This is a genomic window from Chitinophaga costaii, from assembly GCF_900094705.1.
In the GTDB taxonomy this organism is placed as follows: domain Bacteria; phylum Bacteroidota; class Bacteroidia; order Chitinophagales; family Chitinophagaceae; genus Chitinophaga; species Chitinophaga costaii.
The window spans coordinates 376341-402544 of the sequence record NZ_FMAR01000001.1; the positions used below are offsets into that span (position 1 = coordinate 376341).

Below are 26204 nucleotides of genomic sequence, written 5' to 3' on the forward strand. Positions count from 1 at the left end.
ATTCCAATAGCAGGGTCATGCCCCAGATTGGGGCTACCAGTCTATGTTTTGGGCAATTCAATCACCTCCAGATCTTTAATAATGCCGTTGTCTAATATAAAACATAGTAGTGTTTTCACTTTATGCCATCCTTGCAAGCCACAGGCACCGGGATTTATGTGTAACAACCCCAATTTGGGGTCTGGCATCACCTTCAGAATGTGGGAATGACCACAGATAAATAATTTGGGCGGGTGCTGTTGCAGCACCGGGCGGATAGCCGGTGCATATTTCCCCGGGTACCCTCCGATGTGGGTCATTAATACCTCTACCCCTTCCAGGGTAAAGCGCAGCGTTTCCGGATAGCGGCTACGTAAATCCGCCCCATCTATATTCCCGAACACAGCGCGGAAAGGCTTGCCCATCGCCTCCAGGGCATCGGCGGTAGCCAGGTTGCCCAGATCGCCTGCATGCCAGATTTCGTCTACACCAACAAAATGTTTTTTTACCAGCGGGTGTAAATAGCTGTGCGTATCTGAAAGCAGGCCTATCTTTTTCATGTGTGCAAAGGTAAATGCCCTACAACAATGAATGCTTTTTTATATTTTGTATGCTAAACTATTGGAAGTGCACCCATGAAAACCGCTTATACATTTACCGGTCGCCTGCTGATCTGCTGTGCAGACAGGCCAGGCATTGTAGCCCGTGTATCGCAATTTTTATATGCCCTGGGCGCTAATATTCTCGACGCCAGCCAGCATAGCACCGATCCAAAAGAAGGGCTTTTTTTCATGCGCATGGTGTTTCAACTGGAGCATAGCGACACCAGCAGGGAGGCGTTTGAAGCCTCCTTTAGGGAAACCGTGGCCAACCCGCTGCAAATGGATTGGCACATAGACTATCCCGATCACCGCAAACGCCTGGGTATCTTCGTATCGGCCTACGATCATTGCTTGCAGGAATTATTGTGGCGCTGGCGTAGCGGGGAGCTGGCGGTAGACATTCCATTGGTGATCTCTAATCATGAAAGCCTGCGGGGCATCACGGAGAGTTTTGGAATACCTTTTCATTACTTACCCGTTACCAAAGAAAATAAAACGGCCCAGGAAGCCCAGGCCCTCACGCTGCTTACTGCTGCAGGCATAGACTTCATTGTATTGGCGCGTTATATGCAGATATTATCGCCCCTGATCGTAAGCAGTATGCCAGGCCGCATTATCAATATTCATCACTCTTTCCTGCCTGCCTTTGCCGGTGCAAGGCCTTACCAGCACGCCTATACGCGGGGCGTAAAACTAATTGGCGCCACCGCGCACTACGTGACCAATGAACTGGATGAAGGCCCCATTATAGAGCAGGATGTGGCCCGTGTAAGTCACCGGCATGCTGTAGAAGACCTGGTATTACTGGGTAAAGACATAGAACGGCAGGTGCTTACCCGTGCAGTGAAAGCCCACATAGATGATCGTGTGATTGTACATGGCAACAAGACCATTGTTTTCTAAAACATAAAAAAAGGCTGTTATCCTTTTTGAATAACAGCCTGCTCACGGATAGCCGTATATTTTAATTAATTGCCTTGTCGATTAAACGTCCTATGCCCCGGCCAGTGATGGCATATGCTTCCTGAATACGAACGCCGGTATCGTAATCATTGCCCATGAATGTGCGGCCTGGCGCATTTTGCACGGTAATTCTAACTATTACTTTGGAAGGATTGGCCGTTTCTACGATGGTAGCTTCTCCATCGATCGATGCATTCTTACGCCATACACCAACATTAAAACCTGGTTCCGTAGAGGAGGTGTGAAAGATGAGCGTGTACTTGGCGTCTTTTTGCGTTCCGCTTTGCAGACCGCTGGCTTTAGTGAGCAGCTCATTGAACTGTGGTTCAAAGCGGCCTACGCGATCGCCCACCCAACTTTTGGCCCAGGTGTCTCCACGGCCTGCTTCCTTTTTGTTATAATCGGCTGTTTTAGACTGTACGTAATCTTCTTCTTTGGGGAATTTACCTACGCTCATATTATCGTAGGTGAACTGTGTGTTAATGGCTTTTTGCCCTTTCAGAATAGATAGGTCGCCTTCGGTTACTTTCAGCTTTTGCCCAAAGACCGTGCTGGCACAGGTAATGCAGGCAAGCATTACAAACGCTGTGAGTGTAGTGAATCTGTTCATGTTTATGGGGATTTTAGAGCCAGCAAATTAGCAAATTCTAGTTAGTATTCCACACTTAATAACGCAGCCACTATTTCAAAGACCAGGGCTGCAGCCAGGCGGGCCGTGCGTGCATCACTATCGTACACGGGGTTTAGCTCTGCGATATCGGTACTGATTACTTTTCCGCTATGTAATATTTCACGGTAACATTGCAGGGCCAGGCCGGTGGGCAGTATGCCGTTATAAGCCGGAGCGCTCACCCCCGGAGCGTGGGCGGCACAGAACACATCCAGGCAGGTGGTGAAATAAATGCGGTCGGTAAGCTGTATAAAATTACGTAGGGTGCTAAGCGTTAGTTCGGTATCTGAAAAATGAAAGGCATCAGCCGGTACATATTGTACCCCGTATTCGGCGGCGGTATGAAACAGGGCCTTTGTATTGCCCATGGGTTGTATGCCCAGTGCCAGGTAATGAAAGGGGCGTTGTAGCACGTAGCTTTCCGTGGCCAGCTGCCAGAAGCCGGTACCAGAGCTGGGGCCTGCGTCATCGGGCTTTCGGATATCGAAGTGGGCGTCAAAATTAATAATGCCCAGCGTTTGGCGGTTGGCCAAATACTGGTGAATACCGGCAGCGTGGCCGTAGGTAATTTCATGACCACCGCCCAGCAGGAGGGGCTGAAAGCCGGCATGCAGCAACGCTGCCACGGTGAGGGCCAGGGCAGCCTGTGCGCCTTCCAGATCATTGTCTTCGCAGGTAATGTTGCCTACATCGAGCAGGCAATGCGCGTTGGAAAAATGTACGGGAAAATTAGCGCAGGCCGTGCGGATGGCCTGTGGCCCCTGGGCCGCCCCTACCCTGCCTTTGTTGCGGCGCACGCCTTCGTCGCAGGCAAATCCTAGCAGGGCAATGCCTAGCTGCCCGGCAGCGAGTTTGGGGAGAGACTGCTGCCGCAGGTCTATAGGCTGTATCACCTGGTGCCAGCGCAGGAAAGGTGCAGAGAAGCCGTCTGTGCGACCAGTCCAGGCAATGGGAGGATGATAATGTTTCATGGCATTGTATTAAAAGAAAAAAGACCGGCCCTGCGCTTATACTACCTGCACGCCTTCCTTCCAGACCTTCACGGGTTTCATTTTGCCCTGGTAATATAGGATGTCGCGATAATCTGCGCACGGGTAGGCCTGCAAGTCGGCGAAGTGGCCGTACCGCAGTACGCCATGGTTTTCCAATCCAAGGGCTTGTGCCGCGCGGATGGTAAGCCCTGCAAATACCTCAGCCGAAGATAACTTTTCTGCGGCACTCATCACAGCTGCTTGTACCAGCAGGTCGCCCATAGGGGCAGAGCCGGGGTTCCAATCGCTCCCAATGGCCAGGATAGCACCTGCCTGCAGCAGGCGGCGTGCCGGGGCATAGGGCATGCCCAGGCCCAGGGATGCACCGGGCAATACCACCGCCACGGTGTCTGATTGTCCTAGGGCCTGGATAGCCGCATCGTTACTGGCTTCCAGGTGATCGGCGCTGCGGGCATGCACGGCCACGGCCAGTTGCGCACTGCCGGCAGTAAACTGGTCGGCATGCAGGGTAAGCTCAAAACCCGCGATGGAAGCGGCTTGTAAGAAGGGCAAGGCTTCTGCTGCGGAGAAGGCCGTTTCTTCCACGAAAATATCTACGCGGTTACTTAATCCTTCCTGCTGTATTTGCGGCAGCAAACCGGTGTTTATCCATTGCAGGTAGGCGCTGGGCGTACCGGCAAAATCTTTGGGCAGTAAGTGGGCGGCCAGGCAGGTGCTGACCAGTGTGGCCGGTGTTTGTGCATTGGCCGTGCGGATGGCCCGCAGCATTTTTAGTTCGCCTTCCGCCTGAAGCCCATAACCACTCTTTACTTCTATGGTAGTTACGCCTTCCTGCAAATGTCTTTGCGCACGGGCCACTACTTCCTGCACCAGTGTAGTTTCTGTTGCGGCGCGGGTTTGGGTAACCGTGTCCCATATGCCGCCGCCTGCCCTTGCTATGTCCAGGTAAGACTGTCCTTCAATGCGCATGGCATAATCGCGGCTACGATGGCCGGCAAAACAAATATGCGTGTGGCAATCAATAAACCCTGGCAGCAACACGCAGGGGGTATCGATAAACTGTACCTCGCTATCCGGATGCAGGGCCTGCAGTTCCTGGAAAGGGCCTACATCTACCACCCTGCCCGCCGCCACCAGAATACCGCCATTTTCTATAATGCGCAGGTGTTTACTTTGCAGCGGACCCCGTATAGGCATATCCGTGAGGGGTAATATTTGTGCAAATGGGCCAATGAGTAACATACATTTTCAGTTAAAGGTTCAGGCCAAATTGTTTGCCTACTTCGGCAGCTTTTTCATAGCCCGCATCGGTATGGCGGAAAATGCCGAGGGCAGGATCGTTGTATAAAACCCGCTCCAGGCACTCCTTTGCACGGTCTGTACCATCGGCCAGCACCACCATGCCGGCATGCTGGGAGTAGCCCATTCCTACACCGCCCCCGTGGTGAAAGGATACCCAGGTGGCGCCACCACCGGTATTGGCCATCAGGTTTAGCAAAGTCCAGTCGGACACCGCGTCCGATCCGTCTTTCATCGCTTCCGTTTCCCGGTTGGGCGACGCCACCGACCCGCAGTCCAGGTGATCGCGGCCTATTACGATCGGCGCTTTCACCTTACCACTACGTACCAATTCATTAAATAGCAGTCCTGCCTTTTCCCGTTCGCCCATACCCAGCCAGCAAATGCGGGCAGGCAGCCCCTGAAAGGCTACTTTTTCCCGCGCCTTAGTGAGCCAGTTGGCCAGCGCGGTATTTTCGGGAAATAGTTCCATCAATGCACGGTCTGTGGTATAAATATCTTCCGGATCGCCGGAAAGTGCCACCCAGCGGAAAGGACCTTTGCCTTCGCAGAACAGGGAACGAATGTAGGCCGGCGTAAAGCCGGGAAAATTAAACGCCTGAGCTGCGCCGCCTTCGCGGGCAAACTCGCGCAAGTTATTGCCATAATCAAACGTCACCGCCCCTTTTTGTTGCAGGGCCAGCATATAATTCACATGCCGGGCCATGCTTTTAATAGATAACGCGCGATAGGCCGCTGCATCGCGCAGGCGTAGTGCGGCGGCTTCTTCCAGGCTAAGACCGTTAGGGATGTAACCATGCAGCGGATCATGCGCGGAGGTTTGGTCGGTAAGTATATCGGGTATAATATTATCTTCCAGCAAGCGCGCCAGCATATCACCCGCGTCGCTTACCAGGCCTACTGATAAAGCCTTACCACTGGCCTGTGCTTCCTGCACCCAGGCAATGGCTTCTGCATAACTATGCGTCATCCGGTCGAGGTAGCGGGTATGCAGGCGCTTCAGCATCCTGTCCGCATCTACATCGGCTCCGAGGAATACTGCGCCGGCCATGGTGGCCGCCAGTGGCTGTGCGCCGCCCATACCGCCTATACCAGCGGTAACCAATAACTTTCCTTGCAGGCTGCCATTAAAATGCTGGCGGCCACACTCCATAAAGGTTTCATAAGTGCCTTGCAAAATGCCCTGGGTGCCGATGTAAATCCAACTGCCCGCCGTCATTTGCCCATACATCATCAATCCTTTGGCGCGCAGCTCATTAAAATGCTCCCAGGTGGCCCACTTGGGTACCAGGTTACTGTTGGCCAGCATCACCCGGGGTGCCTGCGGGTGGGTACGTACTACGCCCACCGCCTTGCCCGACTGCACCAGCAGGGAATGCCATTCATCGAGCGTGAGCAATATTTCAATGATCTTTTGCAGGGCTTCCTGACTACGCGCAGCCTGGCCTATACCGCCATACACCACCAGTTCGTCCGGATTCTCGGCCACCTCTGCATCGAGGTTATTAAGCAGCATGCGCAGGGGGGCTTCTGTTTGCCAGGAAGCGGCGTGCAGTTGGGTGCCACGGGGCGCTTTATAATGCGGGTGTGCTGCATAGGTTTTAATAAATTCCAAACTGTTCATGGGAGGCATTGTTTAAAGTGAGTTGATGCATGCGGGCGGCGTCATCGGCTATGCGGACTAAAGATTGATCGGCAATAATTTTTTGCAAGGCGGCAATATCGTATGCAAAGATGCGGTCCTTCTCTGCAAAAGGTACTTGTTGCCGCGTATAGGCATGCACGGCTTCCAGCACGGGGCCAGACACTAGTGGCCGTCGGAAATCCACGGCCTGCGCGGCATACAGCAGTTCTATGGCAAGGATATATTCCAGGTTATCTATCACCTGATTTAGCTTACGCCCACTGATAGATCCCATGGACACATGATCTTCCTGCCCCAGGGAGGTGGGTACACTATCTGCGCTGGCGGGGAAACACAGCGTTTTGTTCTCCGTAACCAGGGCCGCAGTGGTGTACTGTGGAATCATAAAACCGGAGTTCAGCCCGGCCTCGCCAATGAGTAACTTCGGCAATCCAAAGCGGCCTTCAATCATCATATAACACCGTCTATCTGAAATATTGCCCAGCTCTGCGGCCGCAATGGTGGCGTAATCCAAGGGAATGGCCAGCGGTTGTCCGTGGAAATTGCCGCCACTGATGGTATCAGTGGCGCTGAAAATGATGGGGTTGTCGGTCACTGCATTCAGCTCTATGGTGGTTAGCTCTTTCAAATGCAGCCAGGCCGTGCGTGAGGCACCATGTACCTGCGGCATGCAGCGCAGCGAATAAGGGTCTTGCACCCGACCGCAATCTACATGAGAGTACATAATCTGCGAGCCTGCCGTGAGCACGCTAAGGCGATGCGCTACATATTGATTGCCCGGGAAAGGCCGTATGGCGTGTAATCTAGGGTCAAAGGGTTTGGAAGTACCCATCAATCCTTCGAGCGACAAAGCACCGATAATGTCTGCCGCTTCCAATGCATTGTGCAGGCGTTGCACCGCTTTTACCGCAAAGGATAAAATAAACTGGGTACCATTGATCAATGCCAGCCCTTCCTTGGGCCCCAGTACAATGGGTGCCAGTCCTTCCTGCTGTAACACACTGGCAGCAGGTGTTTTCACGCCTTTGTACCATACCTCTCCCAGTCCGATCAGGGGCAGGAACAAATGGGATAATGGTGCCAGATCGCCAGAAGCGCCTACAGAACCTTTTTCCGGTACCAGGGGTATTACATCGTTATCGATATGCCAGAGAATACGTTCCACCGTGGCTAGGTTTACACCGGAATATCCTTGGGCCAGGGCATGCACTTTTGTGATCATCATCAGCTTGGCCACCTCTCCAGGAATGGGCGCGCCCACCCCTACACTGTGGCTTTGAAGGATATTGTATTGCAGGGCGCGGGTATCTGCCCCGGATATTTTGGTATCGCACAGCGGGCCAAAGCCGGTATTAATGCCGTATACCGTGGTATGTTGGGCAACGATATCGTCTACATATTGTTTACTCTGGCGAATGCGTGCCATCGCTTCCGGTGCGAGCACACCCTGCACGCGGCCTGCGGCCATGTCCAGGGCCAGGCCCACGCTCAGGGGTTGCAGACCGTATTGGAAAGTTTGCATAACTAAGCAATTATTTTGTTGGTTGAAGTAGTGGGGGATGCAGTCGCTAATTGATCGGCAATACGTGCTGCCAGTGGCTTATCATCCAGGCTGGCTTCCAATGCAGCGATGGCCGCCAGTATGCGCTGGCTGTCTGCATGTTCGGCGGCCAGCGTTTCCATGGCCTGCGTTACCGCCTGCCATACCGGCTCCAGTTGTACCAGCAGGCCCTGGCCTTTTTTTGTAAACATTACTTCTTGTCTCCGCGCATCTGCTTTGCTGGGTTTTGTACTCACCCAGCCTTTTTTGCGCAAGCTGGTCACTAACTGGCTCACGGCAGAATGAGATACTTCTAATGCTTCCGCGATCTCGGTGAGGGAAAGGGGCTGGCATTTGCTAAGCAGGTAAAACACCGGAAACCAACTGGCGTCGAAGGGAATACCAGTTTGTTCGTATACTTTATTTACTTCTGCTATAAAGTATTCACTGAGCCGTCGCAAGCGGCTGCCAAAAACCAGGAAACCAAGGGAGGGATAGAAACGCATGGCGAGGTGTTAAAAATTATGTAAGCGCTTATATATTTGTTACGATATTACGGCGACGGGGGGATAATTCCAAAAAAAATGTTTTGATAGTAGTTTCTGGGGGGGGGGGAAATGTTGTTCTGGCGTGCGGCGGAACAACCACAAAATAGAATGGAAAGCGCATGATAAGCTTTCCTGACACCATTAAATAAAGCAAAACATTAAAACAAAGAACCCCGAAGGCGTTATCAAAAAACGCCCCGGGATTGTTGCATACTTTTAAAAAAGGAAAACTTCTTATTTCTTGCGCACATCAAACCACACGGGGTTGCTGTTCTCTGGATCACCATTGTAATTAATGTACAGCTCCTCCCCTTTCTTAATATCCCGGCGCGTAACGATGCTCATGGTTTCTTCGGTGAAGTCCATCTCGTATTCACAATTAGGGTCATAAGAGTGGTTATAGATAGAGCAATACCCCAAGGCAATACAAGACTTGGTTTCCCTGGCACCCCACAGAAAAATGTAGTTGTGCAGTTTTGATTTATCCACGATGGCCGTATCGTCGAAAGACAGTACCAGCACAGGCGACGTTTCAATCCGGGTCCCGGAGGGTATTTTCTCTTTGGTAAAAACGCCACGGCCTCTGCCCTTGGACTTCATGATGTGTAAATACGGTTTGATCATAATAAAACTGTGTAGTAATAAAGCGAACAGGTGGCAAGTTAACGAAACGCAGATGCTTATTCAAAAGTTAATACAAAAAATATACCCGGCCCGGCCTTGGTAGTTATAAATGCTTATTTTCGCCACCGGGTTAAATGCTATGGAAAACGAGGCCTTACTGGAAAAATTTGACACACTGGTGCAGGAGCGCAACTTCCAGGAACTCGCTGTGTACCTGGATGACCAGCTCATTACCGACATTGCCGAACTGGTTCGGGAAGAGCCGGAACAGGCTTCCATTGTCATCAGCCACCTCTCCATAGGCCGTGCTGCCGCGGCTTTCCGTATCCTGGATTTCCCCGACCAGGAAGATATTATACAATCGCTCCCGGCAGGTAAGGTAGCAGAACTGCTCAACGAACTCCCTGCAGACGACCGTGCCGCTTTCCTGGGCGAGCTGCCCAGCGCTGCGCTCACAGAGCTGCTAAAGCTGCTGGACCCCGAAGAACGTAAGATCACCCTGTCGTTGCTGGGATATCCTGAAAATAGTGTGGGCCGTATCATGACGCCGGAGTACATCTCCGTACGGGAAGAGTGGAGCGTACGCCAGGTACTGGATCATATCCGCGAGCATGGCAAAGACTCAGAGACCATTGATGTGATCTATGTGATAGATAGTATGGGCAAATTACTCGACGATTTCCGCATACGCGAGTTCCTGCTGGTAGCACCGGAGACTATGGTACATACGTTGATGGACGATCGCTTTGTATCACTACATGCCAATGATGAGCAGGAAGAAGCCATCCAGGTATTCCGCATGGAAAACCGTGTAGCCCTGCCCGTGGTAGATGACGGGGGCGTGATGCTGGGCATTGTAACCATAGACGATATGTTGTGGATTGCCAATGAAGAACATACTGAAGACATACAGCGCATAGGTGGTACCGAAGCCCTGGACGAGCCTTACCTGGATATTCCCTTATTTAAACTGGTGCGCAAACGGGTAGGCTGGCTCATCGTATTGTTTCTGGGTGAAATGCTCACGGCTACGGCCATGGGTGTGTTTCAGGACGAGATAGCCAAGGCGGTGGTGCTGGCACTTTTTATTCCGCTGATCATTTCCAGCGGGGGCAATAGCGGCTCCCAGGCCTCCACCCTCATCATACAAGCGATGGCCCTGGGGGAAATAAACCTGGCAGACTGGTGGAAGGTAATGCGCCGGGAAATCCTCTCCGGCCTGCTGCTGGGCGGTGCATTGGGCTGCATTGGTTTTATCCGCATCATTATTTGGGAACAGCTTTTCCATACCTATCACGGGCATGCCACACTGATTGGCGCCACCGTAGGCCTTTCACTAATAGGCGTAGTGCTTTGGGGCACCCTCTCCGGTTCTATGTTGCCCTTGTTATTAAAAAAACTGGGCGCTGACCCCGCCACTTCTTCAGCCCCGTTTGTAGCCACCCTGGTAGACGTAACGGGCCTGCTCATTTATTTTACCGTGGCTTACTTCTTCATCTTTCACGCTGGCACCATTCCAAAGGGGCTTTAAAATATTTTCACATTACAGGATACAGTATTGCCTTTTTTGTATACGGTGAATAATTCATCGTAGGCGTTTTCCGGCACAGAATCTACAGGAGGCGTGGCTTTGAGGCTGCGCAGAATGGGCAGCAGCGCGGGCCGGTGACCAATGACCAGGATGCGCTTTCCCCAGTCGTTGTGGCGGGTGAGTTCATATAGCAGCGATTCTCCGGAGCTGTCTGCATTATAAAAAACAGTATCGGTACGCAGCGCCAGGCGCAGGGAATCGGCAGTGTCGATGGCGCGTTTAAAGTGGGTAAAGTATATCTTATCGATGGCCGAATCGCGCAGCAAGCGGGCCAGGGCGCCGGCCTGGCATTGCCCATCCGGCGTAAGTGTAGTATCGTAACCCGGAAAGCTTTCTCCATGTCGCACCAGGAAAAAGGTGCCGGTCAGAAAAGTACTATCCTCCGACACCGGGATGGGCTGTCGCTCTGCTACCGGCTCCTGGCAGGAGGCTGGCAGCACAAAGAGCCCGCCTGCAATAAGGCTGCCCAGGGTAATACGGTGCAGGATATTCATGATCGCATCATTCAAATAAATATAAAGATAACCATTCAACCAATTTCAACTACCCACAGCCACGTCATTGCCGTATCTTACCAGCACCAAAATACTATACTGCAATGAGAAATTGGCTACCAGGCATCATTATTTGCTGCGCCACGCTTCCCGCCAGCGCACAACAGGCCCCCACCCTTACGGTGGAAAAGATTATGCAGGATACCCGCTGGATAGGCACCTCCCCCGACCATGTGTTTTGGGGTACCAACAATAAAACGGTATATTTCACCTGGAATCCAGATAAGGCCTTGAACGATTCGCTCTATGGCACACCCTTTAACCAGGCCAGCCCTTTCAAAACCGCCCCCACAGATCGCGCCCGGCTATTGGCATTACAGCGCGGACAGTACAATACAGCCCATACTGCCATTACCTATAGCCTGGAGGGCGACATCTACCTGCTGGATAACAAGACCGGCAAAGAAACCCGCATCACCCACACCAGCAGTGATGAATACGATCCTCATTTTAGCTTTCAGGATAAGCGCATTGTGTATAGCGACAACGATAACCTGTACGCCTGGAACATAGCTGATGGCAGCACAGCACAGCTCACCAATTTTACAAAAGGGGAAAAGCCTGCAGCTAAAATCCTGACCCAACAGGAACAATGGCTGAACACACAGCAGCAAACCCTTTTCGATGTTATTAAAGACGATAAGGAAAAGCGCGAGGCCGCCACAACATTTAGGCAAAGTGTTAAAACCGATACACTTAAAACCCTGTATACCGGCGATAAGGAAGTAACAGATACCCGCATAAGCCCCGATGGGCGTTTTGTAGTATACCAGCTACGTAAGCCCGCTACCGGTGCACAATCTACCAAGATAACCCGCTTTGTAACGGCCACCGGTTTTACCACAGACATTCCTTCCCGCACCAAAGTAGGCGAACCTTTAGCTACCTACTCCACTTTTATATACGACCGGCAGCAAGATACGGTGCTACCCTTGATCACCGACCAACTGCCCGGCCTGCGCGACCTGCCCGATTATGCAAAAGACTATGCTACCCACGATACTACTATCCGCAGCGTGGTAATACATGGTCCTTACTGGTCGCCGGGCGGCACCCATGCCCTGGTAGATATTTTCTCCCAGGATTTTAAAGACCGCTGGCTGGGTGTGGTAGATATGCAGACCGGCGTTATCAAAGCCATAGACCGGCAGCGTGACGAGGCCTGGGTGGCCGGTCCCGGCATAGACGATCCCGAGGAGTATGGCGATGCCACCCTGGGCTGGCTGGATGAAAATACCTGCTGGTATATGTCGCAAGCCAGCGGTTATGCCCACGTGTACAAAACCGATGTCACTACCGGCCGGCAAACGGCCCTTACCAAAGGCAATTTTGAAGTGCAGGAAGCCAGGCTGTCGCACGACAAAAAATATTTTTACCTGCTTACCAATGCGGTGCATCCGGGAGAAAAACAATGGTACCGCATGCCAGTGAGCGGGGGTGAGCCGCAGCGCATTACCACCATGACGGGCGCACATGAAGTAAGCCTTTCGCCCGATGAAAAATGGATTGCTTACCGCTACAGTTATACTAACAAGCCCTGGGAACTTTATGTACAGGAAAACGTACCCGGCAGCAAGCCCCGGCAACTCACCTTCCAGGCGGCCTCCGATACGTTTAAGGCCTACCCCTGGCGCGATGTGCCAGTCATTACCTTCCATGCCCGCGATGGCGCTACTGTGTATGCCCGCCTGTACCAGCCAGACCCGGCTAAAAAGAACGGGGCTGCCGTGATTTTTGTACACGGCGCAGGCTACCTGCAAAATGCCCACAAGTGGTGGAGTGCCTACTTCCGCGAGTACATGTTTAACAACCTGCTAACTGACCAGGGCTATACGGTAATGGATATTGACTATCGCGGCAGTGCGGGATATGGCAGCAAGTGGCGTACCGGCATTTACCGCTACATGGGGGGCAAAGACCTCGACGATGAGATAGACGCCGCACATTATCTCGAGAGCAACCTGGGCATAGACAAAAAGCGTATAGGCATGTACGGTGGTAGTTATGGCGGCTTTATGACCCTCATGGCCATGTTCACCCAACCCGGGGAAATAGCCGCAGGAGCGGCTTTGCGCTCGGTAACAGACTGGGCCCATTATAACCACGGCTACACAGCCTCCATTCTCAACGAACCTTTTACCGACAGCATTGCCTACCGCCGCTCTTCCCCCATTTACTTTGCCCAGGGGCTACAGGGACACCTGCTCATGTGCCATGGCATGGTAGATACCAATGTACATTTTGAAGACATCGTACGCCTTAGCCAACGCCTCATAGAACTGCACAAAGAAAACTGGGAGCTGGCAGTATACCCGGTCGAAGACCACGGCTTCACCACCCCTGCCAGCTGGACGGATGAGTATAAACGCATCTTAAAATTGTTTGACACCTATCTGAAATGATATAGCAGCTAAGCAGCAAGAAGTACAACATAGCGGGATAGCGGCAACAAAACAAAAGACCCAACACAGTACCCGGCACATCCTGCTACCGTTGTTTTTCAAAGTGCATTTTTATATACCTGCCCGCCCGGGCCATGGTATCTTCATGATCAACTTTCCTAATTAATTAGCATATTGCAGCTTCTACCACTAAAAAACCATCACCATTTATGTGTGGAATCGTCGCATACATAGGGGAGCGAGAAGCTTATCCCATCGTACTTAAAGGCCTGAAACGACTCGAATATCGTGGCTACGACAGTGCCGGCGTAGCGCTGTATGGCCAGCAAGGCCTGCAGGTATATAAGAAAAAAGGCAAGGTGTCTGAACTGGAAGACTTTGTGGCCGGTAAAGACGCCAGTGCTCACATCGCCATTGGCCATACCCGCTGGGCAACCCATGGCGAGCCGAGCGACCGCAACTCCCACCCCCACAAATCGCAGGATGGCAAACTGGCCATGGTGCATAACGGCATCATCGAAAATTATATGCAACTGAAACAGGAGTTGCTGAACCAGGGCCATACTTTTCAGAGCGATACCGATACGGAAGTACTTGTTCATTTCATTGGGGAAATTAAAAACAGCAATCATTATTCTACGGAAGAAGCGGTACGTATAGCGCTGAAACGCGTAGTGGGTGCCTACGTTATCCTGATCATCGACGAAGACGACCCTACTACCCTGATCGCTGCCCGCAAAGGCTCCCCGCTGGTTATTGGCGTAGGCAAAGGCGAACACTTCCTGGCCTCCGACGCTTCGCCCATCGTGGAGTACACCAAAGAAGTGGTGTACGTAAATGATTACGAGATTGCCATTATCCGCAAGGATGAACTGATCCTAAAAAATATTGCCAACGAAATTCAAAGCCCTTATATACAGCAACTAGACATTGAATTGGCAGCCATTGAAAAAAGCGGTTATGATCATTTCATGGTGAAGGAAATATTTGAGCAGCCCCAAACCATCTACGACAGCCTGCGTGGCCGCCTGGATGCTAAAAAGGGCACCCTTACCATGGGCGGCATCCGCGAATATGCCAGCCTGCTCAAAGAAGCGCGCCGCATTATCATTGTGGCCTGCGGCACAAGCTGGCACGCCGGGCTTATTGCAGAATATATAATTGAAGAGCTGTGCCGCATACCCGTGGAAGTGGAGTATGCTTCGGAGTTCCGCTACCGCAACCCGGTAGTAGGCAAAGGCGATGTGATCATTGCTGTATCCCAATCGGGCGAAACCGCAGACACCCTCGTGGCCATGGAAAGCGCTAAAGAAAAAGGCGCCATCATCCTGGGGGTATGCAACGTGGTGGGTTCCTCCATTGCCCGCCTCTCGCACGCGGGTGCTTATACGCACGCAGGGCCGGAGATTGGCGTGGCCAGTACCAAGGCCTTCACTGCGCAACTGGCGGTACTTTGCCTCATTGCCCTAAAAGTGGCCGAAGAAAAAGGCAGCATTTCCCAACAGCGCTTTCAGTACCTGCTGGATGAGCTAGACAGCATCTCCGAAAAAGTAGCCACCACGCTGAAGCTGGATGCACAAATCCGCCAGGTGGCAGACAAATACAAAGACGCCCGCGACTTCCTATTCCTGGGTCGTGGGTATAACTTCCCCGTGGCCCTGGAGGGTGCGTTGAAGCTGAAAGAAATATCCTACATCCACGCAGAGGGGTACCCCGCCGCCGAGATGAAGCATGGCCCTATTGCCCTGGTGGATGAAAACCTGCCCGTGGTATTTGTAGCCACCCGCGATGCGAACTACGAAAAAATAGTGTCCAATATACAGGAGATCAAAGCCCGCAAAGGCAAGGTCATTGCCGTAGTAACCGAAGGCGATACCAGCATCCGCAGCATGGCAGACGATGTGATAGAAGTACCCGCTTGCGATGAGCTGGTGGCCCCTATGCTGTCGGTGATACCACTGCAACTGCTGGCCTATTACATTGGGGTGCTTAAAGGATTGGATGTAGACAAACCCCGTAACCTGGCAAAGTCCGTTACGGTAGAATAAATAACTAAACAGCCGTTCGCCATGGTGAACGGCCCTTCGGCAGATCGTCGTTTTGTTTTTTGTTGATTGTGTTTCTATTGCCGTCAATGCCTGCCTTGCAGGTGCTGACGCCGGAAATACAACGGCACAAAAACAAAACGACGATTTTTTTTACTACCACGCTTACAACACCTCGCGCACATGAACCGGATAGAGAAGCGCCCGCTCACCCACCTGGGCTATAATTTTGTGGATGCCGCCTACCTTCCCCAAGGCAAAGACGAATACTACCTCCGCGATCAGCAATGGGGCCGGCAAGGAGGGTACCGGCAACTCAACGCGCAGGAATTGGAAATACTGGTGCGCAACGACAATACTTCCGATAATTGGAACAACATCATGGTGTCGGAAGAGTTTAATCCCCAACTGGTGCAACACTGCCACTTCTTTGGCATGGTACGCATTGGCAAACTGGAGCCTTATTACCTGGAATACCGCAACCTGCGGCTGGCCGTAGGCCTGTACAACAGCACCATTACCTCCTGCGATTTTGGCGACAACGTGGTGCTGCACAATGTAAATTTCCTCTCTCATTATATCATTGGCAATGAGGTGATCCTGTTTAATATCAACGAGATGGAGACCACCGATTACGCCAAGTTTGGCAACGGTATTATCAAGGAAGGCGAGTCGGAAGAACGCCGCCTGTGGATGGAACTGTGCAACGAAAACGGTGGGCGCAAGATACTTCCCTTCGACGGCATGCTGCCCGGAGACGCCTATCTCTGGACCCGCCACCGCAACGATAAGCAACTGATGGAGCAATTCCGCCTGCTGACGGAAAAACAATTCGACCAAAGACGCGGTTACTACGGCATGGTGGGCGACCGTACGGTGATTAAAAATTGTAAGATCATTAAAGACGTTACCATTGGCTCCGACGCTTACCTGAAAGGTGCTAACAAATTGAAAAACCTGACCATCAATAGCCGGCCAGACGAAACCTCCCAGATAGGTGAAGGGTGTGAACTGGTGAATGGCATCATAGGCTATGGTTGCCGTATTTTTTATGGGGTGAAGGCAGTACGTTTTGTAATGGCCTCACATTCCCAACTTAAGTATGGCGCGCGCCTCATCAACTCGTATTTGGGTAATAACGCTACCATTTCCTGCTGCGAAGTATTGAATTCCCTCATCTTCCCAGCCCACGAGCAGCACCATAACAACTCTTTTCTCTGCGCTGCCCTGGTGATGGGGCAAAGTAATATGGCAGCCGGCGCTACCATAGGCAGCAACCATAATTCACGGGGAGCAGATGGTGAGATCATTGCCGGACGTGGCTTCTGGCCCGGTCTCTGCGTAAGCCTGAAACACAATTCCCGCTTCGCTAGCTTCACCCTCATTGCCAAAGGCAACTACATGCACGAACTGGATATTCCTTTCCCGTTTAGCCTGGTGATGAATGACGAGCATGATAATACCCTCAAGATCATGCCCGGCTATTGGTTCCTGTACAATATGTACGCCCTGGCCCGCAACGCCTGGAAATATGTAGACCGCGACAAACGCAGTAACAAGATCCAGTACATTGAATACGACTACCTGGCACCCGATGCGATGGAAGAAATATTGCATGTCCTGCCGCTAATGGAACAAGCCGTAGGCACGGCCTGGTACACGCAGGAAAAGCAGGCGCTTCCTAACGATGCATTGCTTCTCCAAAAAGGCCAGGAACTACTGCTGCACGATGCAGCGGCAGTGGCTAAGCTAACCGTGTATGCCGGCAAGGTAGAGAACAGCCAGCGCAAAACAGTATTACTGAAAGTACACCGTGCCTACCCGCTACTGCGGGAAATGCTGAACCTGTATGGCATTCGCAATATTTTAGATTACACCGGAAAAAATCACGGCGCTACCTTCTCCCAATTGCACGCCATCGCACAAACCGCCCAACGCGGCTCCTGGCAAAACATAGGTGGGCAACTGATGCCCGAAGCCAGCGTGGAAGACCTCAAAGACCGCATCCGCACCGGAAAAATTGAAAGCTGGCTGCAACTGCACGACGTTTATAAACAGGAAGGCAGCCGCTATGAAAAAGAAAAACTAAAACACGCCATCGCCTGTATGCTGCAAGTACAGGGGGTTTCCGCCGATGGCTTTACGCCGGCCTTCCTGCAACAATGCCTGCAACAGTCTGTACATACTATGAGTACCCTCACAGAAAACATTTACCTCAGCCGCAAAAAAGACTACACAAACCCTTTCCGCAAAATGGTGTATAACAGCCCTGAAGAAATGGAAGAAGTGATTGGCAAACTGGAAGACAACAGCTTCATCCAGCAAACCAAAGCCGACCTGGAAACGTATAAAAAAACGGTAGCGGACCTGCTAAAAAATTGGAACTTGTAAAGACATACCCGCTCACTAATGGAACTACTACGCTGCGCCTGGGCCAATAAGGACCCGCTTTACCAGAATTACCACGACCAGGAATGGGGCACCCCATCCCATGACGACCGGCATCTCTTCGAAATGATAAACCTCGAAGGCGCACAGGCGGGACTAAGCTGGTATACTATTCTTGTAAAAAGGGAAAATTACCGCCAGGCTTTTGACCATTGGGATGCACATAAAATTGCACAATACGATGCGGATAAAATAGCCTCCCTGCTGCAAAATCCGGGCATTGTACGCAATAAGCTGAAGGTAAATGCCGTGGTACAGAATGCCAAAGCCTTCCTCGCCATACAACAGGAGTTTGGCAACTTTGATCAATACATTTGGCGCTTCGTGGATCATCAACCCCTTATCCATCACCGCCGTAGCATGAGCGATGTACCGGCCAAAACAGCGGTGTCCGACGCAATGAGCAAGGACCTGCTGAAGCGGGGATTTAAGTTTGTAGGCAGTACCATTTGTTATGCATTCATGCAGGCCACAGGAATGGTGAATGATCACATCTGCAGTTGCTGGAAGGCAACCCCATATGGTAAGCACTCCTAACTTTTTTCCTCTATTGCGGCGTGGCAGGGTCGGCCAGGGTTTTGTCGTTCAGGAGTTGATAGTCGGTCAGGGTATTTAAGAAAAGATACAACTGGCGCTGCTGCGCACTGTTCAGCGGAATGCCATTTTTAAGCAGGGGGTCCAGGGTGGCCGACTGCACGATGCCATGATCATAGTGATCAAATACATTGAAGATATCGAAAAAGCGACCATCGTGCATGTAAGGTTCTGTGCGGATAATGTTGCGCAGGGAAGGCACTTTAAACTTCAGGTAATCGGAAGCATTGCCGGTGATGCGCATGCGGCCCGAATCGTTCAGGGCAGGCTGCACGGGCAGGCCATTGTTGCGGAAACTGCCATCGGTAAACAACGGTTCCTGGTGACAAGTGGCGCAGTTTTGCTGAAATACTTCATAGCCGGCGGCTTCGTCTGGCGTGAAGGAGGCGTTGCCGGCCTTTACACTGTCGTACTTGCTATGAAAACTATTCAGCGTGGCCACAAACTGGATAACGGCGCGGAACATGCGCTGGCTGGTTACCTCCTCCGTGCCGAAAGCGGCCTTGAATAACTTACGGTAATTAGCATCTGCCTGCATGTGCAGCAATAGCGTAGGCAGGTCTTCCCCCATTTCATTATGATCGGTGAGAGGCGTCAGGGGCTGCATGTCCAGGTTAATGACCCCGCCATCCCACATATACGCTTTGTTCCAGATCATATTAAAAATACTGGGCACTGTGCGCACCCCAATGCGCCCATACACGCCATGACTCAGCGCATGATCGTAATGGCCAAACGCAGCATATTGCTGGTGGCAAAACGCACAAGACACCAGGCTATCTGCCGAAAGTTTGGAATCATAAAATATAACACGACCCAGTGCAATGCCTTCCTCCGTAAGCGGATTGCTGGCAAAATCGTACTGCACCGGCGGAAAATTATCTGGCAGCGACAGTGTATACGGATGTGGTGTGGTAGAGAGAACGGCATCGTTATGCCGGCAAGCCACCACCAGCGCGGCCCAGCAGGCAGCCATACATAAGGAAACGACGGTGGCTTTGCGTATCATGGCGTAGTAATGCTGGTAATCTGGAACATGTGCTGATAATTATCGGCCACCTTCATGGCATCTGCATTCGGCTCCATAGTGCCGGCGAATTTGGCAAAGCTGATAGGGTTGGGCAAGTCAAACCAGGTATACAGATCGGCGGTGGCCTGTATGGTATGCTGGCCGCCAGACCATAACTGGGGCTGGGCCAGGGTGAGTTGTACGGTGCGGATGGTGTTGCTGGGCGCTATGAAACCGCCTATGTGAAACTGCAACAAATTGGCCGTGGAGGTAGACACATCCGATTTGCCTTCAAACTTGGCGTTGATATAGCCGCTATTCCAGGCCCAGTACATGCCGTTCACCACATCCAGCGCGCCGCTCTGCGGGCCGGCCACATTGGTAAGACTATCCACTCCGATGAGGAAGGAGAGCGTTTGGTAAGAACCATCCGGAATACCGGACATTACCAACTGGCGCGAAGTGCTGTCGGCCTGGTTTACGAGGTAGTAGGATTGTTTTAAAGTAACCGTTTTCCCATCGGTGGTTGTGAGGGAAAAGTTGCTCAGGTAATATTTGAAAGCCGTTACGGTAAATGGCTCCTGGAAGGTATTATAGTAAATGCTATCGTTGAGTACCAGCGGCTTTCCGTTCACGATATGATGGATGGAAAGCTGAAGGGTGTTTGCACCCGCCGCATCTTCCTCGCCAGAAGACTTGGAACACCCGGCCAGCACCAGGATCATAAAGCAGCATAGCCAACGATTCATAGGAAAATCTTTGCGGGAAGTTACGGCGCAAAATGCAGAATGCAATGTACTAGCTTTGATGTCTTGTTCATGCCCTATAAGGGGTACGCTCCCCCCTGTTCAGGGCATGAATGCCTATAACACAACTAGCTCCTATAGCCCTTTTTTAATACGCCACGGCACGCTGGGTGGCGCTGCCCAGGCCCTCTATACCCAGGGCAATCACATCGCCGGGTTTCAGGTATACCTGGGGGTTCATGCCCAGGCCTACGCCCGCCGGGGTGCCGGTAGAAATCACGTCGCCGGGCAGCAGGGTCATAAACTCGCTCAGGTAGGCTATGAGGAAAGGAATGTTAAAGATGAGGTGTTTGGTATTGCCGTTTTGCATGCGCTGGCCGTTTACGGTGAGCCAAAGAGGCAGCTTATGTACATCGGCAATTTCGTCGGGGGTTACCAGCCAGGGGCCCAGGGGGGCGTAAGTATCGGCGCTTTTGCCCTTTACCCACTGGCCGCCGCGTTCCATCTGCCAGGCACGCTCGCTGTAGTCGTTGTGCAGGCAATAACCGGCCACATATTGCAGGGCCTCCCTTTCGGCTACGTGGCTGGCTTTTTTGCCTATCACTACGGCCAGCTCCACTTCCCAATCTGTTTTCTGGCTGTTTTTCGGGATAACCAGGTCATCATTAGGACCTACCACGGCGGAGGTGCTTTTAAAAAATACGATGGGCTCCTTCGGGATGGCAGCGCCGGTTTCTGCGGCATGGTCGCTATAATTCAGGCCTATGCATACTATTTTGGATGGTCTTTGCAAGGGTGCGCCCAGGCGGGTGCCTTCGGCAACGGGCGGGCAGGTGGCCGCATGCGTGGTAAGCCACTGCGCCAGCCGCGCCACTCCATCGCTTTCAAAAAAACGCTCGCCAAAATCTTCGCCGAATGCACTTACATCCAACATACCCGCCGTTGTTACAACACCCGGTTTTTCTTGTCCTGGTAATCCAAACCTGATCAGTTTCATAATTTACTTTGATTGTACCGGCTCGGTCCTGGAAGTGGCCGACACGCCGGAAAACTTGTTGATTTGTTTAAGCCGCAATTCACCGGCATTCAGTTTTATATTATACAGCACCACAAACCGGCCATCCTGCAATACACCGTAATCCACTTCGTCTGGCTGATCGGTAGGCAGTACACCCGCGTTAAGGAAGTGAGGCACTGCCATGGTTTCCGACTTAGACACGGCGCCATAAGTAACGTTCATTACGATAGAATCGGGCTGCAGGGACTTTGTTTCCACTACCAGGTCTTCCATGAGCTGACCGCTTTTTACGCGGCGGCGAAAGCTTTTCACCATTTTACGGCCAATAGAATCTGCGGCAAACAGGCGCTCTGCATAATCGCTGATGCGAACGGGTGCCGTGCCTACCTGGAGTATCTTCAAATAGCCATCCTGTATGCTGGCGTGGTAGTACCGGGGTTCCATGTTTTTCTTCATCACCGCGATGTAGCAACTGGTGGCCGTGTCCCACACAAATTTGTAAAGTTCGGCGGTATCGATCGTCTTGGCTACCGGCAGGTTAAATACCTTTTCGTTCTGCTGATGATTGATATCTGCTTTAATGGTCAGCAACTGCTGGTCCTGGTCCATAGCCCCCAGCGTAATCTGCACATTGCCACCGGCAGCTACCGGTAAGAAGTTGGAATCCCGCTGAAAATAAGGATTCGTTTCAGTAGCCGCTACTTTAGCGGGTTGCTGCCCGCAGGCGGCCAGGATAAACAAAAGGGGGAGGATAAGACCTAGGTTGGTTCGCATGTTTACTCTATAAGATGAAGATGAAAACAGGATATATTTCCTGTAAATACCTGGCCAAATTACAAACAAAATCGAATTTGCCACCTGATGGGTTATCATCCGCGTCCCCACTAATTATTCAGGCGTATAAAACCACCGTCTATCGGATAGTCGGCCCCGGTTATAAAACTGGCCTGGTCCGAACAGAGATACAGCGCTAGCCAGGCCACCTCTTCCGGCTTGGCCATGCGGCCAATGGGTTGGGAATGGCTGAGCTTGTCAAACATCTCGGTTTCCTGGCCGGGATAATTTTTGGCAATGAAACCATCTACAAAAGGCGTATGCACGCGCGCAGGCGACACACAGTTGCAGCGGATATGCTCAGAAAGGTAATCGCGCGCCACCGAAAGGGTCATGGTGAGTACAGCCCCTTTGCTCATGGAATAGGCGAAACGGTCGGTAATGCCTACGCTGGAGGCTATGCTGGCTATGTTGAGTATAACCCCGCCACCCTGCTTTCTTATTTGTGGAATGGCCGCCAACATACAGTTGTAAGTGCCTTTTACATTTACACTGTACACCCGGTCAAAATCAAACTCGGAAGTATTTTCTAATTTGCCTACGTGGGCAATGCCGGCACAGTTTACCAGGATATCTATACTGCCAATGGCCTGCATGGCCTTGATCACCTCGGCCTGGTCGGATACATTACAGGCATAAACATCGGCCTTGCCGCCCTTTTGCTCAATGGTTTCCAGCGTGGCCATGGCCGCTGCCGCATTCAATTCTATGATATGCACCGTAGCGCCCTGCGCGGCAAATACCTGGGCAATGGCCTGGCCTATGCCACTGCCACCACCGGTTACCACAGCGTGTTTTCCGTTTAACTGAAACAATTCCATAACGCGAATTTTTATGAGGGCAAAATACCAAATCTGCCGGCCCGGCAACAATTGTTTTTTCTCCGAGTATAATGATTTTTTAACGCCAGCGGTTAAATACCGTTTAAAGAGTTGCATAGCAACAACGGGTGGTATACTTTGATCTTGTATAATTGAATCTTATTAATGAACCAGCATTATAAGCACATTTATTCTCAGCCCGTACATTGCTCAGTCAAACCAACCAATTCATTTTTTGATCTACGACGACGTATTGTGCCTGAACTTGATCAGCAAACAAAACACTTTCGATTTGGATAATCAGCGGATGATCGTTCGTAAAGCGCAGGCCCATTGTAAGGATATTCCGAACTAACTTTAATGATCTTTTTAGGGTTAGGTATTATAGCGTTAAAAGCGATGACTATAAAAAAGGCCCTGGCTGGTAGCGAGCACCAATGTATTACTGCAATTAGTACTCACCAAATACCAATGATTTTTTTTAGAAGCTGACCACAAAGTACAATGAAAACTTTGTGAAACGCTTAGCTGATAACAGGTCTCCACCAGGTACCCGAATAAAAAGGGGCTGACCAAAAAGTAATGGTCAGCCCCTTTTTTATACTAATAAAAACGGCTTAATAAATCTTATTCAGTGCATCCACATACGCGTGTACAGAAGCATTCACGATGTCGGTGCTATAACCGAAGCCGTAGAACGACTGTCCTTTGTGCAGCACCCGCATATTCACCTTGCTCACATCGGTGCTGCCGCCGTGCATGGCCTGTATGCTAAACTCATCGATCTCGATGATGTCTTTAATGATGGCGTGAATAGCATTGATGGTAGCATTCACCGGGCCATTGCCGGCGGAACTGGCTTCCTTCTCTTCCCCATTTATCCGCAGCTTTACGGTGGCCATGGGGCGCAGCGGATCGCCGCACACTACTTGCAGCAGCAGTACCTTAATGGCTTTATCATCATAATTCTTTGTATCGCCATCGCCCATCAGCTCCTGGAGGTCGCTGTCGGCAATCTCTTTCTTTTTATCAGCTACCACCAGGAAGCGGTTGTACACTTCATCCAGGTTTACCTTATCCAGTTTATACCCCAGGCGCTCCAGGTGATGCTTCAGCGCATGGCGGCCACTGCGGGCCGTAAGGATGATGGAGTTGGAATTAATCCCTACGTCTTCCGGGTTCAGTATCTCGTAGTTTTCGCGGTGTTTCAGCACCCCATCCTGGTGAATGCCGGAGCTGTGTGCAAAGGCGTTGCGGCCCACAATAGCCTTATTGGCCTGTACCGGCATACGCATCATGCTCTCCACCTGTTTGCTGATCTCGTAAATACCTTTGGAGTGAATACCCGTAGTGTAACCCAGCGTATGGTGGGTTTTAAGGATCATGGCTACTTCTTCCAGCGAAGTATTGCCCGCCCTTTCGCCAATACCGTTGATTGTGCATTCTGCCTGGCGGGCGCCGTTCATAATACCGGCAATGGTATTGGCCGTAGCCACGCCCAGGTCGTTATGGCAGTGCACCGAAATTATCGCCTTATCAATATTTTTTACGTGATCTACCAGATACTTAATCTTAGCGCCATATTGGTCGGGCAGGCAGTAACCATTGGTATCCGGGATGTTTACCACGGTAGCACCAGCGGCTATCACCGCTTCAATCATGCGGGCCAGGTATTCATTATCGGCACGGCCAGCATCTTCGGCGTAAAATTCAATGTCTTCCACATACTTCTTCGCATACTTCACCGCGTCTACAGCCCGTTGCAGGATCTCGTCGCGGGTGCTGTTGAACTTATATTTAATATGCATGTCCGACGCACCGATGCCGGTATGAATGCGTTTGCGTTTGGCATATTGCAGGGCGTCTGCGGCGGCGTCTATATCTTTTGTATTGGCGCGGGTAAGGGCGCAGATAACAGGCTCCGATACCGCTTTGGATATCTCCACCACGCTTTGGAAATCGCCGGGGCTGGAAATGGGGAAACCCGCTTCAATAACATCTACCCCCAGGGCTTCCAGCTTTTTGGCAATGATGATCTTTTCTACCGTAGTAAGCTGGCAACCAGGCACCTGCTCCCCATCGCGCAGGGTGGTATCGAAAATATATACACGATTCTTATCGCTCATATCGTTGTTTTTTTAGAGATGACCGGAATGGCCGGAATGATTAACTTAAATTCTCTAATACCTTGGTGCCCATTTGGTCGGTGCTCAGGAAGAAATCGTTGGGCGTATGTTTATTAGCAATATCCATCGTTCTGTAACCCTGGCGCAGCGTAGCTTCCACGGCTTTGATCACGCGGCTGCTTTCTTCTTTAAGGCCAAAGGAAATGTCCAGCATCAGGGCGGCAGACAGGATAGAAGCCAGCGGGTTGGCAATGCCTTTGCCAGCAATGTCGTGGGCTGAACCATGGATAGGTTCATAAAACCCAATGGCATCGCCTACAGAGGCAGAGGCCAGCATACCCATGGAACCGGCTATCTGCGAGGCTTCGTCGGTAAGAATATCCCCGAAAAGATTGGCCGTTAGCACTACATCAAAACGTTTCGGGTCTTTGATCAGTTGCATGGCAGCGTTATCGATAAACATATGTTCCGTTTCCACATCAGGATATTCTTTGGCAATTTCCAGCACCACTTCCCGCCACAGCCGGGAGCTTTCGAGTACGTTGGCCTTATCTACGGAGCATAATTTTTTACGGCGGCCCTGTGCGGCGGCAAATGCCTTGTGGGCAATGCGGGCCACTTCATAGCGGTGATAAATCATCAGGTCGGACGCCGTGTTGCGGTCTTCGCTGCGTTTCTTTTCCCCGAAATATACGTCGCCGGTTAGCTCCCGGAAGAAAAGGATATCGGCACCTTGCAGGATCTCCGGTTTTATGCTGGAAGCTTCCAGCAGCTCATCAAACAATTTAATGGGGCGCAGGTTAGCGTAGAGGCCCAGTTCCTTTCTTATTTTCAGCAGGCCCTGTTCGGGTCGTACTTTCAGCGTTGGATCATTATCATATTTGGCATGGCCAATAGCGCCGAAAAGAATGGCGTCGCTCTGGCGGGCCTTTTCCAGCGTTTCGTCGGGCAGCGGACTGCCAGTGGCCTCTATGGCTACGTGGCCCATCAGCGCCTCGTCAAACGTGAAGGTGTGGTGGTAATTGCGGGCAATGGCCGTCAGTACTTTTTGCCCCCAGGTGGTTACTTCCTGTCCTATTCCATCTCCCGGTATTACCAGGATCTTTTTTTCAACGCTCATTCAGATTGGTTGACTGGTTAAAATGTTATGGTGA

At 51.5% G+C, this 26204-nt stretch carries 22 protein-coding genes; 6 read left to right on the top strand and 16 right to left on the bottom strand.

Annotated features, from left to right (window positions below):
* Positions 1-41: 41 nt before the first annotated feature.
* Positions 42-539 carry a metallophosphoesterase family protein gene (locus GA0116948_RS01285; RefSeq protein ID WP_089708209.1) on the bottom strand — a complete coding sequence of 166 codons (498 nt, stop codon included), beginning with the start codon at positions 537-539 and terminating at the stop codon, positions 42-44.
* Between the two features lie 75 nt (positions 540-614).
* Between GA0116948_RS01285 and purU the strand changes: the two genes are divergently transcribed.
* A complete protein-coding gene (gene purU, locus GA0116948_RS01290; protein WP_089708211.1) occupies positions 615-1484 on the top strand; it encodes a formyltetrahydrofolate deformylase in 870 nt (289 codons plus the stop codon).
* A gap of 61 nt (positions 1485-1545) precedes the next feature.
* On the opposite strand, the gene GA0116948_RS01295 is transcribed toward purU, so the two are convergent.
* From GA0116948_RS01295 to GA0116948_RS01325, 7 genes are all read right to left on the bottom strand, one after another.
* Complete coding sequence (locus GA0116948_RS01295; protein ID WP_089708213.1) at positions 1546-2154, bottom strand: hypothetical protein; 609 nt, start codon at positions 2152-2154, stop codon at positions 1546-1548.
* Positions 2155-2195: 41 nt separating this feature from the next.
* Positions 2196-3185, bottom strand: a complete 990-nt coding sequence (gene hutG, locus GA0116948_RS01300; protein ID WP_089708216.1) for a formimidoylglutamase — start codon at positions 3183-3185, stop codon at positions 2196-2198.
* A gap of 36 nt (positions 3186-3221) precedes the next feature.
* Positions 3222-4448 carry an imidazolonepropionase gene (gene hutI / locus GA0116948_RS01305; RefSeq protein ID WP_089708219.1) on the bottom strand — a complete coding sequence of 409 codons (1227 nt, stop codon included), beginning with the start codon at positions 4446-4448 and terminating at the stop codon, positions 3222-3224.
* Positions 4449-4458: 10 nt separating this feature from the next.
* Positions 4459-6129: a urocanate hydratase gene (gene hutU / locus GA0116948_RS01310; RefSeq protein WP_089708222.1), complete on the bottom strand. Its 1671-nt coding sequence runs from the start codon at positions 6127-6129 to the stop codon at positions 4459-4461.
* On the bottom strand, positions 6107-7672 hold the full coding sequence (gene hutH / locus GA0116948_RS01315; protein ID WP_089708225.1) for a histidine ammonia-lyase: 1566 nt from the start codon (positions 7670-7672) through the stop codon (positions 6107-6109). Before hutH ends, hutU begins: the two co-directional genes overlap by 23 nt.
* Before the next feature lie 2 nt (positions 7673-7674).
* The gene (locus GA0116948_RS01320) at positions 7675-8196 is read right to left on the bottom strand and encodes a MarR family winged helix-turn-helix transcriptional regulator (protein ID WP_089708227.1); all 522 of its coding nucleotides are present in this window, start codon (positions 8194-8196) and stop codon (positions 7675-7677) included.
* 276 nt (positions 8197-8472) lie between these two features.
* A complete protein-coding gene (locus tag GA0116948_RS01325) occupies positions 8473-8838 on the bottom strand; it encodes an SET domain-containing protein (RefSeq protein ID WP_240619107.1) in 366 nt (121 codons plus the stop codon).
* A 163-nt stretch (positions 8839-9001) separates the two neighbouring features.
* Between GA0116948_RS01325 and mgtE the strand changes: the two genes are divergently transcribed.
* Positions 9002-10393: a magnesium transporter gene (gene mgtE / locus GA0116948_RS01330; RefSeq protein WP_089708231.1), complete on the top strand. Its 1392-nt coding sequence runs from the start codon at positions 9002-9004 to the stop codon at positions 10391-10393.
* On the opposite strand, the gene GA0116948_RS01335 is transcribed toward mgtE, so the two are convergent.
* Positions 10390-10947 carry a histidine phosphatase family protein gene (locus GA0116948_RS01335; RefSeq protein ID WP_089708233.1) on the bottom strand — a complete coding sequence of 186 codons (558 nt, stop codon included), beginning with the start codon at positions 10945-10947 and terminating at the stop codon, positions 10390-10392. The two genes, mgtE and GA0116948_RS01335, sit on opposite strands and share 4 nt — an antisense overlap.
* Before the next feature lie 104 nt (positions 10948-11051).
* Between GA0116948_RS01335 and GA0116948_RS01340 the strand changes: the two genes are divergently transcribed.
* From GA0116948_RS01340 to GA0116948_RS01355, 4 genes are all read left to right on the top strand, one after another.
* Positions 11052-13409, top strand: coding sequence for a S9 family peptidase (locus tag GA0116948_RS01340; RefSeq protein ID WP_089708235.1), 2358 nt, complete (start codon positions 11052-11054; stop codon positions 13407-13409).
* A gap of 209 nt (positions 13410-13618) precedes the next feature.
* Entirely contained in the window at positions 13619-15457 is a 1839-nt protein-coding gene (gene glmS, locus GA0116948_RS01345; protein WP_089708237.1) for a glutamine--fructose-6-phosphate transaminase (isomerizing), read from the top strand.
* Between the two features lie 180 nt (positions 15458-15637).
* Positions 15638-17845, top strand: a complete 2208-nt coding sequence (locus tag GA0116948_RS01350; RefSeq protein WP_089708240.1) for a DUF4954 family protein — start codon at positions 15638-15640, stop codon at positions 17843-17845.
* A gap of 18 nt (positions 17846-17863) precedes the next feature.
* Entirely contained in the window at positions 17864-18439 is a 576-nt protein-coding gene (locus GA0116948_RS01355; RefSeq protein WP_089708241.1) for a DNA-3-methyladenine glycosylase I, read from the top strand.
* 10 nt (positions 18440-18449) lie between these two features.
* Here GA0116948_RS01355 and GA0116948_RS01360 read toward each other — a convergent pair whose 3' ends face one another.
* The 7 genes from GA0116948_RS01360 to leuB all read right to left on the bottom strand — a co-directional run bounded on the left by GA0116948_RS01360 (position 18450) and on the right by leuB (position 26170).
* Entirely contained in the window at positions 18450-19505 is a 1056-nt protein-coding gene (locus tag GA0116948_RS01360; protein ID WP_240619108.1) for a cytochrome-c peroxidase, read from the bottom strand.
* Positions 19502-20254, bottom strand: a complete 753-nt coding sequence (locus GA0116948_RS01365) for an MbnP family protein (protein ID WP_123891674.1) — start codon at positions 20252-20254, stop codon at positions 19502-19504. The genes GA0116948_RS01360 and GA0116948_RS01365 overlap by 4 nt, the downstream gene beginning before the upstream one ends.
* A 145-nt stretch (positions 20255-20399) precedes the next feature.
* Positions 20400-21248 carry a fumarylacetoacetate hydrolase family protein gene (locus tag GA0116948_RS01370; protein ID WP_089708247.1) on the bottom strand — a complete coding sequence of 283 codons (849 nt, stop codon included), beginning with the start codon at positions 21246-21248 and terminating at the stop codon, positions 20400-20402.
* A gap of 3 nt (positions 21249-21251) precedes the next feature.
* On the bottom strand, positions 21252-22043 hold the full coding sequence (locus GA0116948_RS01375; RefSeq protein ID WP_123891675.1) for a hypothetical protein: 792 nt from the start codon (positions 22041-22043) through the stop codon (positions 21252-21254).
* 110 nt (positions 22044-22153) lie between these two features.
* A complete protein-coding gene (locus GA0116948_RS01380; RefSeq protein WP_240619109.1) occupies positions 22154-22924 on the bottom strand; it encodes an SDR family NAD(P)-dependent oxidoreductase in 771 nt (256 codons plus the stop codon).
* Between the two features lie 617 nt (positions 22925-23541).
* Positions 23542-25050: a 2-isopropylmalate synthase gene (locus GA0116948_RS01385; RefSeq protein ID WP_089708251.1), complete on the bottom strand. Its 1509-nt coding sequence runs from the start codon at positions 25048-25050 to the stop codon at positions 23542-23544.
* Positions 25051-25090: 40 nt separating this feature from the next.
* On the bottom strand, positions 25091-26170 hold the full coding sequence (leuB, locus tag GA0116948_RS01390) for a 3-isopropylmalate dehydrogenase (RefSeq protein WP_089708252.1): 1080 nt from the start codon (positions 26168-26170) through the stop codon (positions 25091-25093).
* Positions 26171-26204: the final 34 nt, after the last annotated feature.

What these genes read in the sequence shown, in the direction of transcription:
- GA0116948_RS01370 (WP_089708247.1), bottom strand. Translation starts at nt 21,248, where the DNA reads ATGAAACTGATCAGGTTTGGATTACCAGGACAAGAAAAACCGGGTGTT.
- leuB (WP_089708252.1), bottom strand. Translation starts at nt 26,170, where the DNA reads ATGAGCGTTGAAAAAAAGATCCTGGTAATACCGGGAGATGGAATAGGA.
- mgtE (WP_089708231.1), top strand. Translation starts at nt 9,002, where the DNA reads ATGGAAAACGAGGCCTTACTGGAAAAATTTGACACACTGGTGCAGGAG.
- GA0116948_RS01325 (WP_240619107.1), bottom strand. Translation starts at nt 8,838, where the DNA reads ATGAAGTCCAAGGGCAGAGGCCGTGGCGTTTTTACCAAAGAGAAAATA.
- hutH (WP_089708225.1), bottom strand. Translation starts at nt 7,672, where the DNA reads ATGCAAACTTTCCAATACGGTCTGCAACCCCTGAGCGTGGGCCTGGCC.
- GA0116948_RS01375 (WP_123891675.1), bottom strand. Translation starts at nt 22,043, where the DNA reads ATGCGAACCAACCTAGGTCTTATCCTCCCCCTTTTGTTTATCCTGGCC.
- hutU (WP_089708222.1), bottom strand. Translation starts at nt 6,129, where the DNA reads ATGAACAGTTTGGAATTTATTAAAACCTATGCAGCACACCCGCATTAT.
- GA0116948_RS01285 (WP_089708209.1), bottom strand. Translation starts at nt 539, where the DNA reads ATGAAAAAGATAGGCCTGCTTTCAGATACGCACAGCTATTTACACCCG.
- hutI (WP_089708219.1), bottom strand. Translation starts at nt 4,448, where the DNA reads ATGTTACTCATTGGCCCATTTGCACAAATATTACCCCTCACGGATATG.
- GA0116948_RS01355 (WP_089708241.1), top strand. Translation starts at nt 17,864, where the DNA reads ATGGAACTACTACGCTGCGCCTGGGCCAATAAGGACCCGCTTTACCAG.
- hutG (WP_089708216.1), bottom strand. Translation starts at nt 3,185, where the DNA reads ATGAAACATTATCATCCTCCCATTGCCTGGACTGGTCGCACAGACGGC.
- GA0116948_RS01335 (WP_089708233.1), bottom strand. Translation starts at nt 10,947, where the DNA reads ATGAATATCCTGCACCGTATTACCCTGGGCAGCCTTATTGCAGGCGGG.
- purU (WP_089708211.1), top strand. Translation starts at nt 615, where the DNA reads ATGAAAACCGCTTATACATTTACCGGTCGCCTGCTGATCTGCTGTGCA.
- GA0116948_RS01380 (WP_240619109.1), bottom strand. Translation starts at nt 22,924, where the DNA reads ATGGAATTGTTTCAGTTAAACGGAAAACACGCTGTGGTAACCGGTGGT.
- GA0116948_RS01320 (WP_089708227.1), bottom strand. Translation starts at nt 8,196, where the DNA reads ATGCGTTTCTATCCCTCCCTTGGTTTCCTGGTTTTTGGCAGCCGCTTG.
- GA0116948_RS01295 (WP_089708213.1), bottom strand. Translation starts at nt 2,154, where the DNA reads ATGAACAGATTCACTACACTCACAGCGTTTGTAATGCTTGCCTGCATT.
- glmS (WP_089708237.1), top strand. Translation starts at nt 13,619, where the DNA reads ATGTGTGGAATCGTCGCATACATAGGGGAGCGAGAAGCTTATCCCATC.
- GA0116948_RS01340 (WP_089708235.1), top strand. Translation starts at nt 11,052, where the DNA reads ATGAGAAATTGGCTACCAGGCATCATTATTTGCTGCGCCACGCTTCCC.
- GA0116948_RS01365 (WP_123891674.1), bottom strand. Translation starts at nt 20,254, where the DNA reads ATGAATCGTTGGCTATGCTGCTTTATGATCCTGGTGCTGGCCGGGTGT.
- GA0116948_RS01360 (WP_240619108.1), bottom strand. Translation starts at nt 19,505, where the DNA reads ATGATACGCAAAGCCACCGTCGTTTCCTTATGTATGGCTGCCTGCTGG.
- GA0116948_RS01385 (WP_089708251.1), bottom strand. Translation starts at nt 25,050, where the DNA reads ATGAGCGATAAGAATCGTGTATATATTTTCGATACCACCCTGCGCGAT.
- GA0116948_RS01350 (WP_089708240.1), top strand. Translation starts at nt 15,638, where the DNA reads ATGAACCGGATAGAGAAGCGCCCGCTCACCCACCTGGGCTATAATTTT.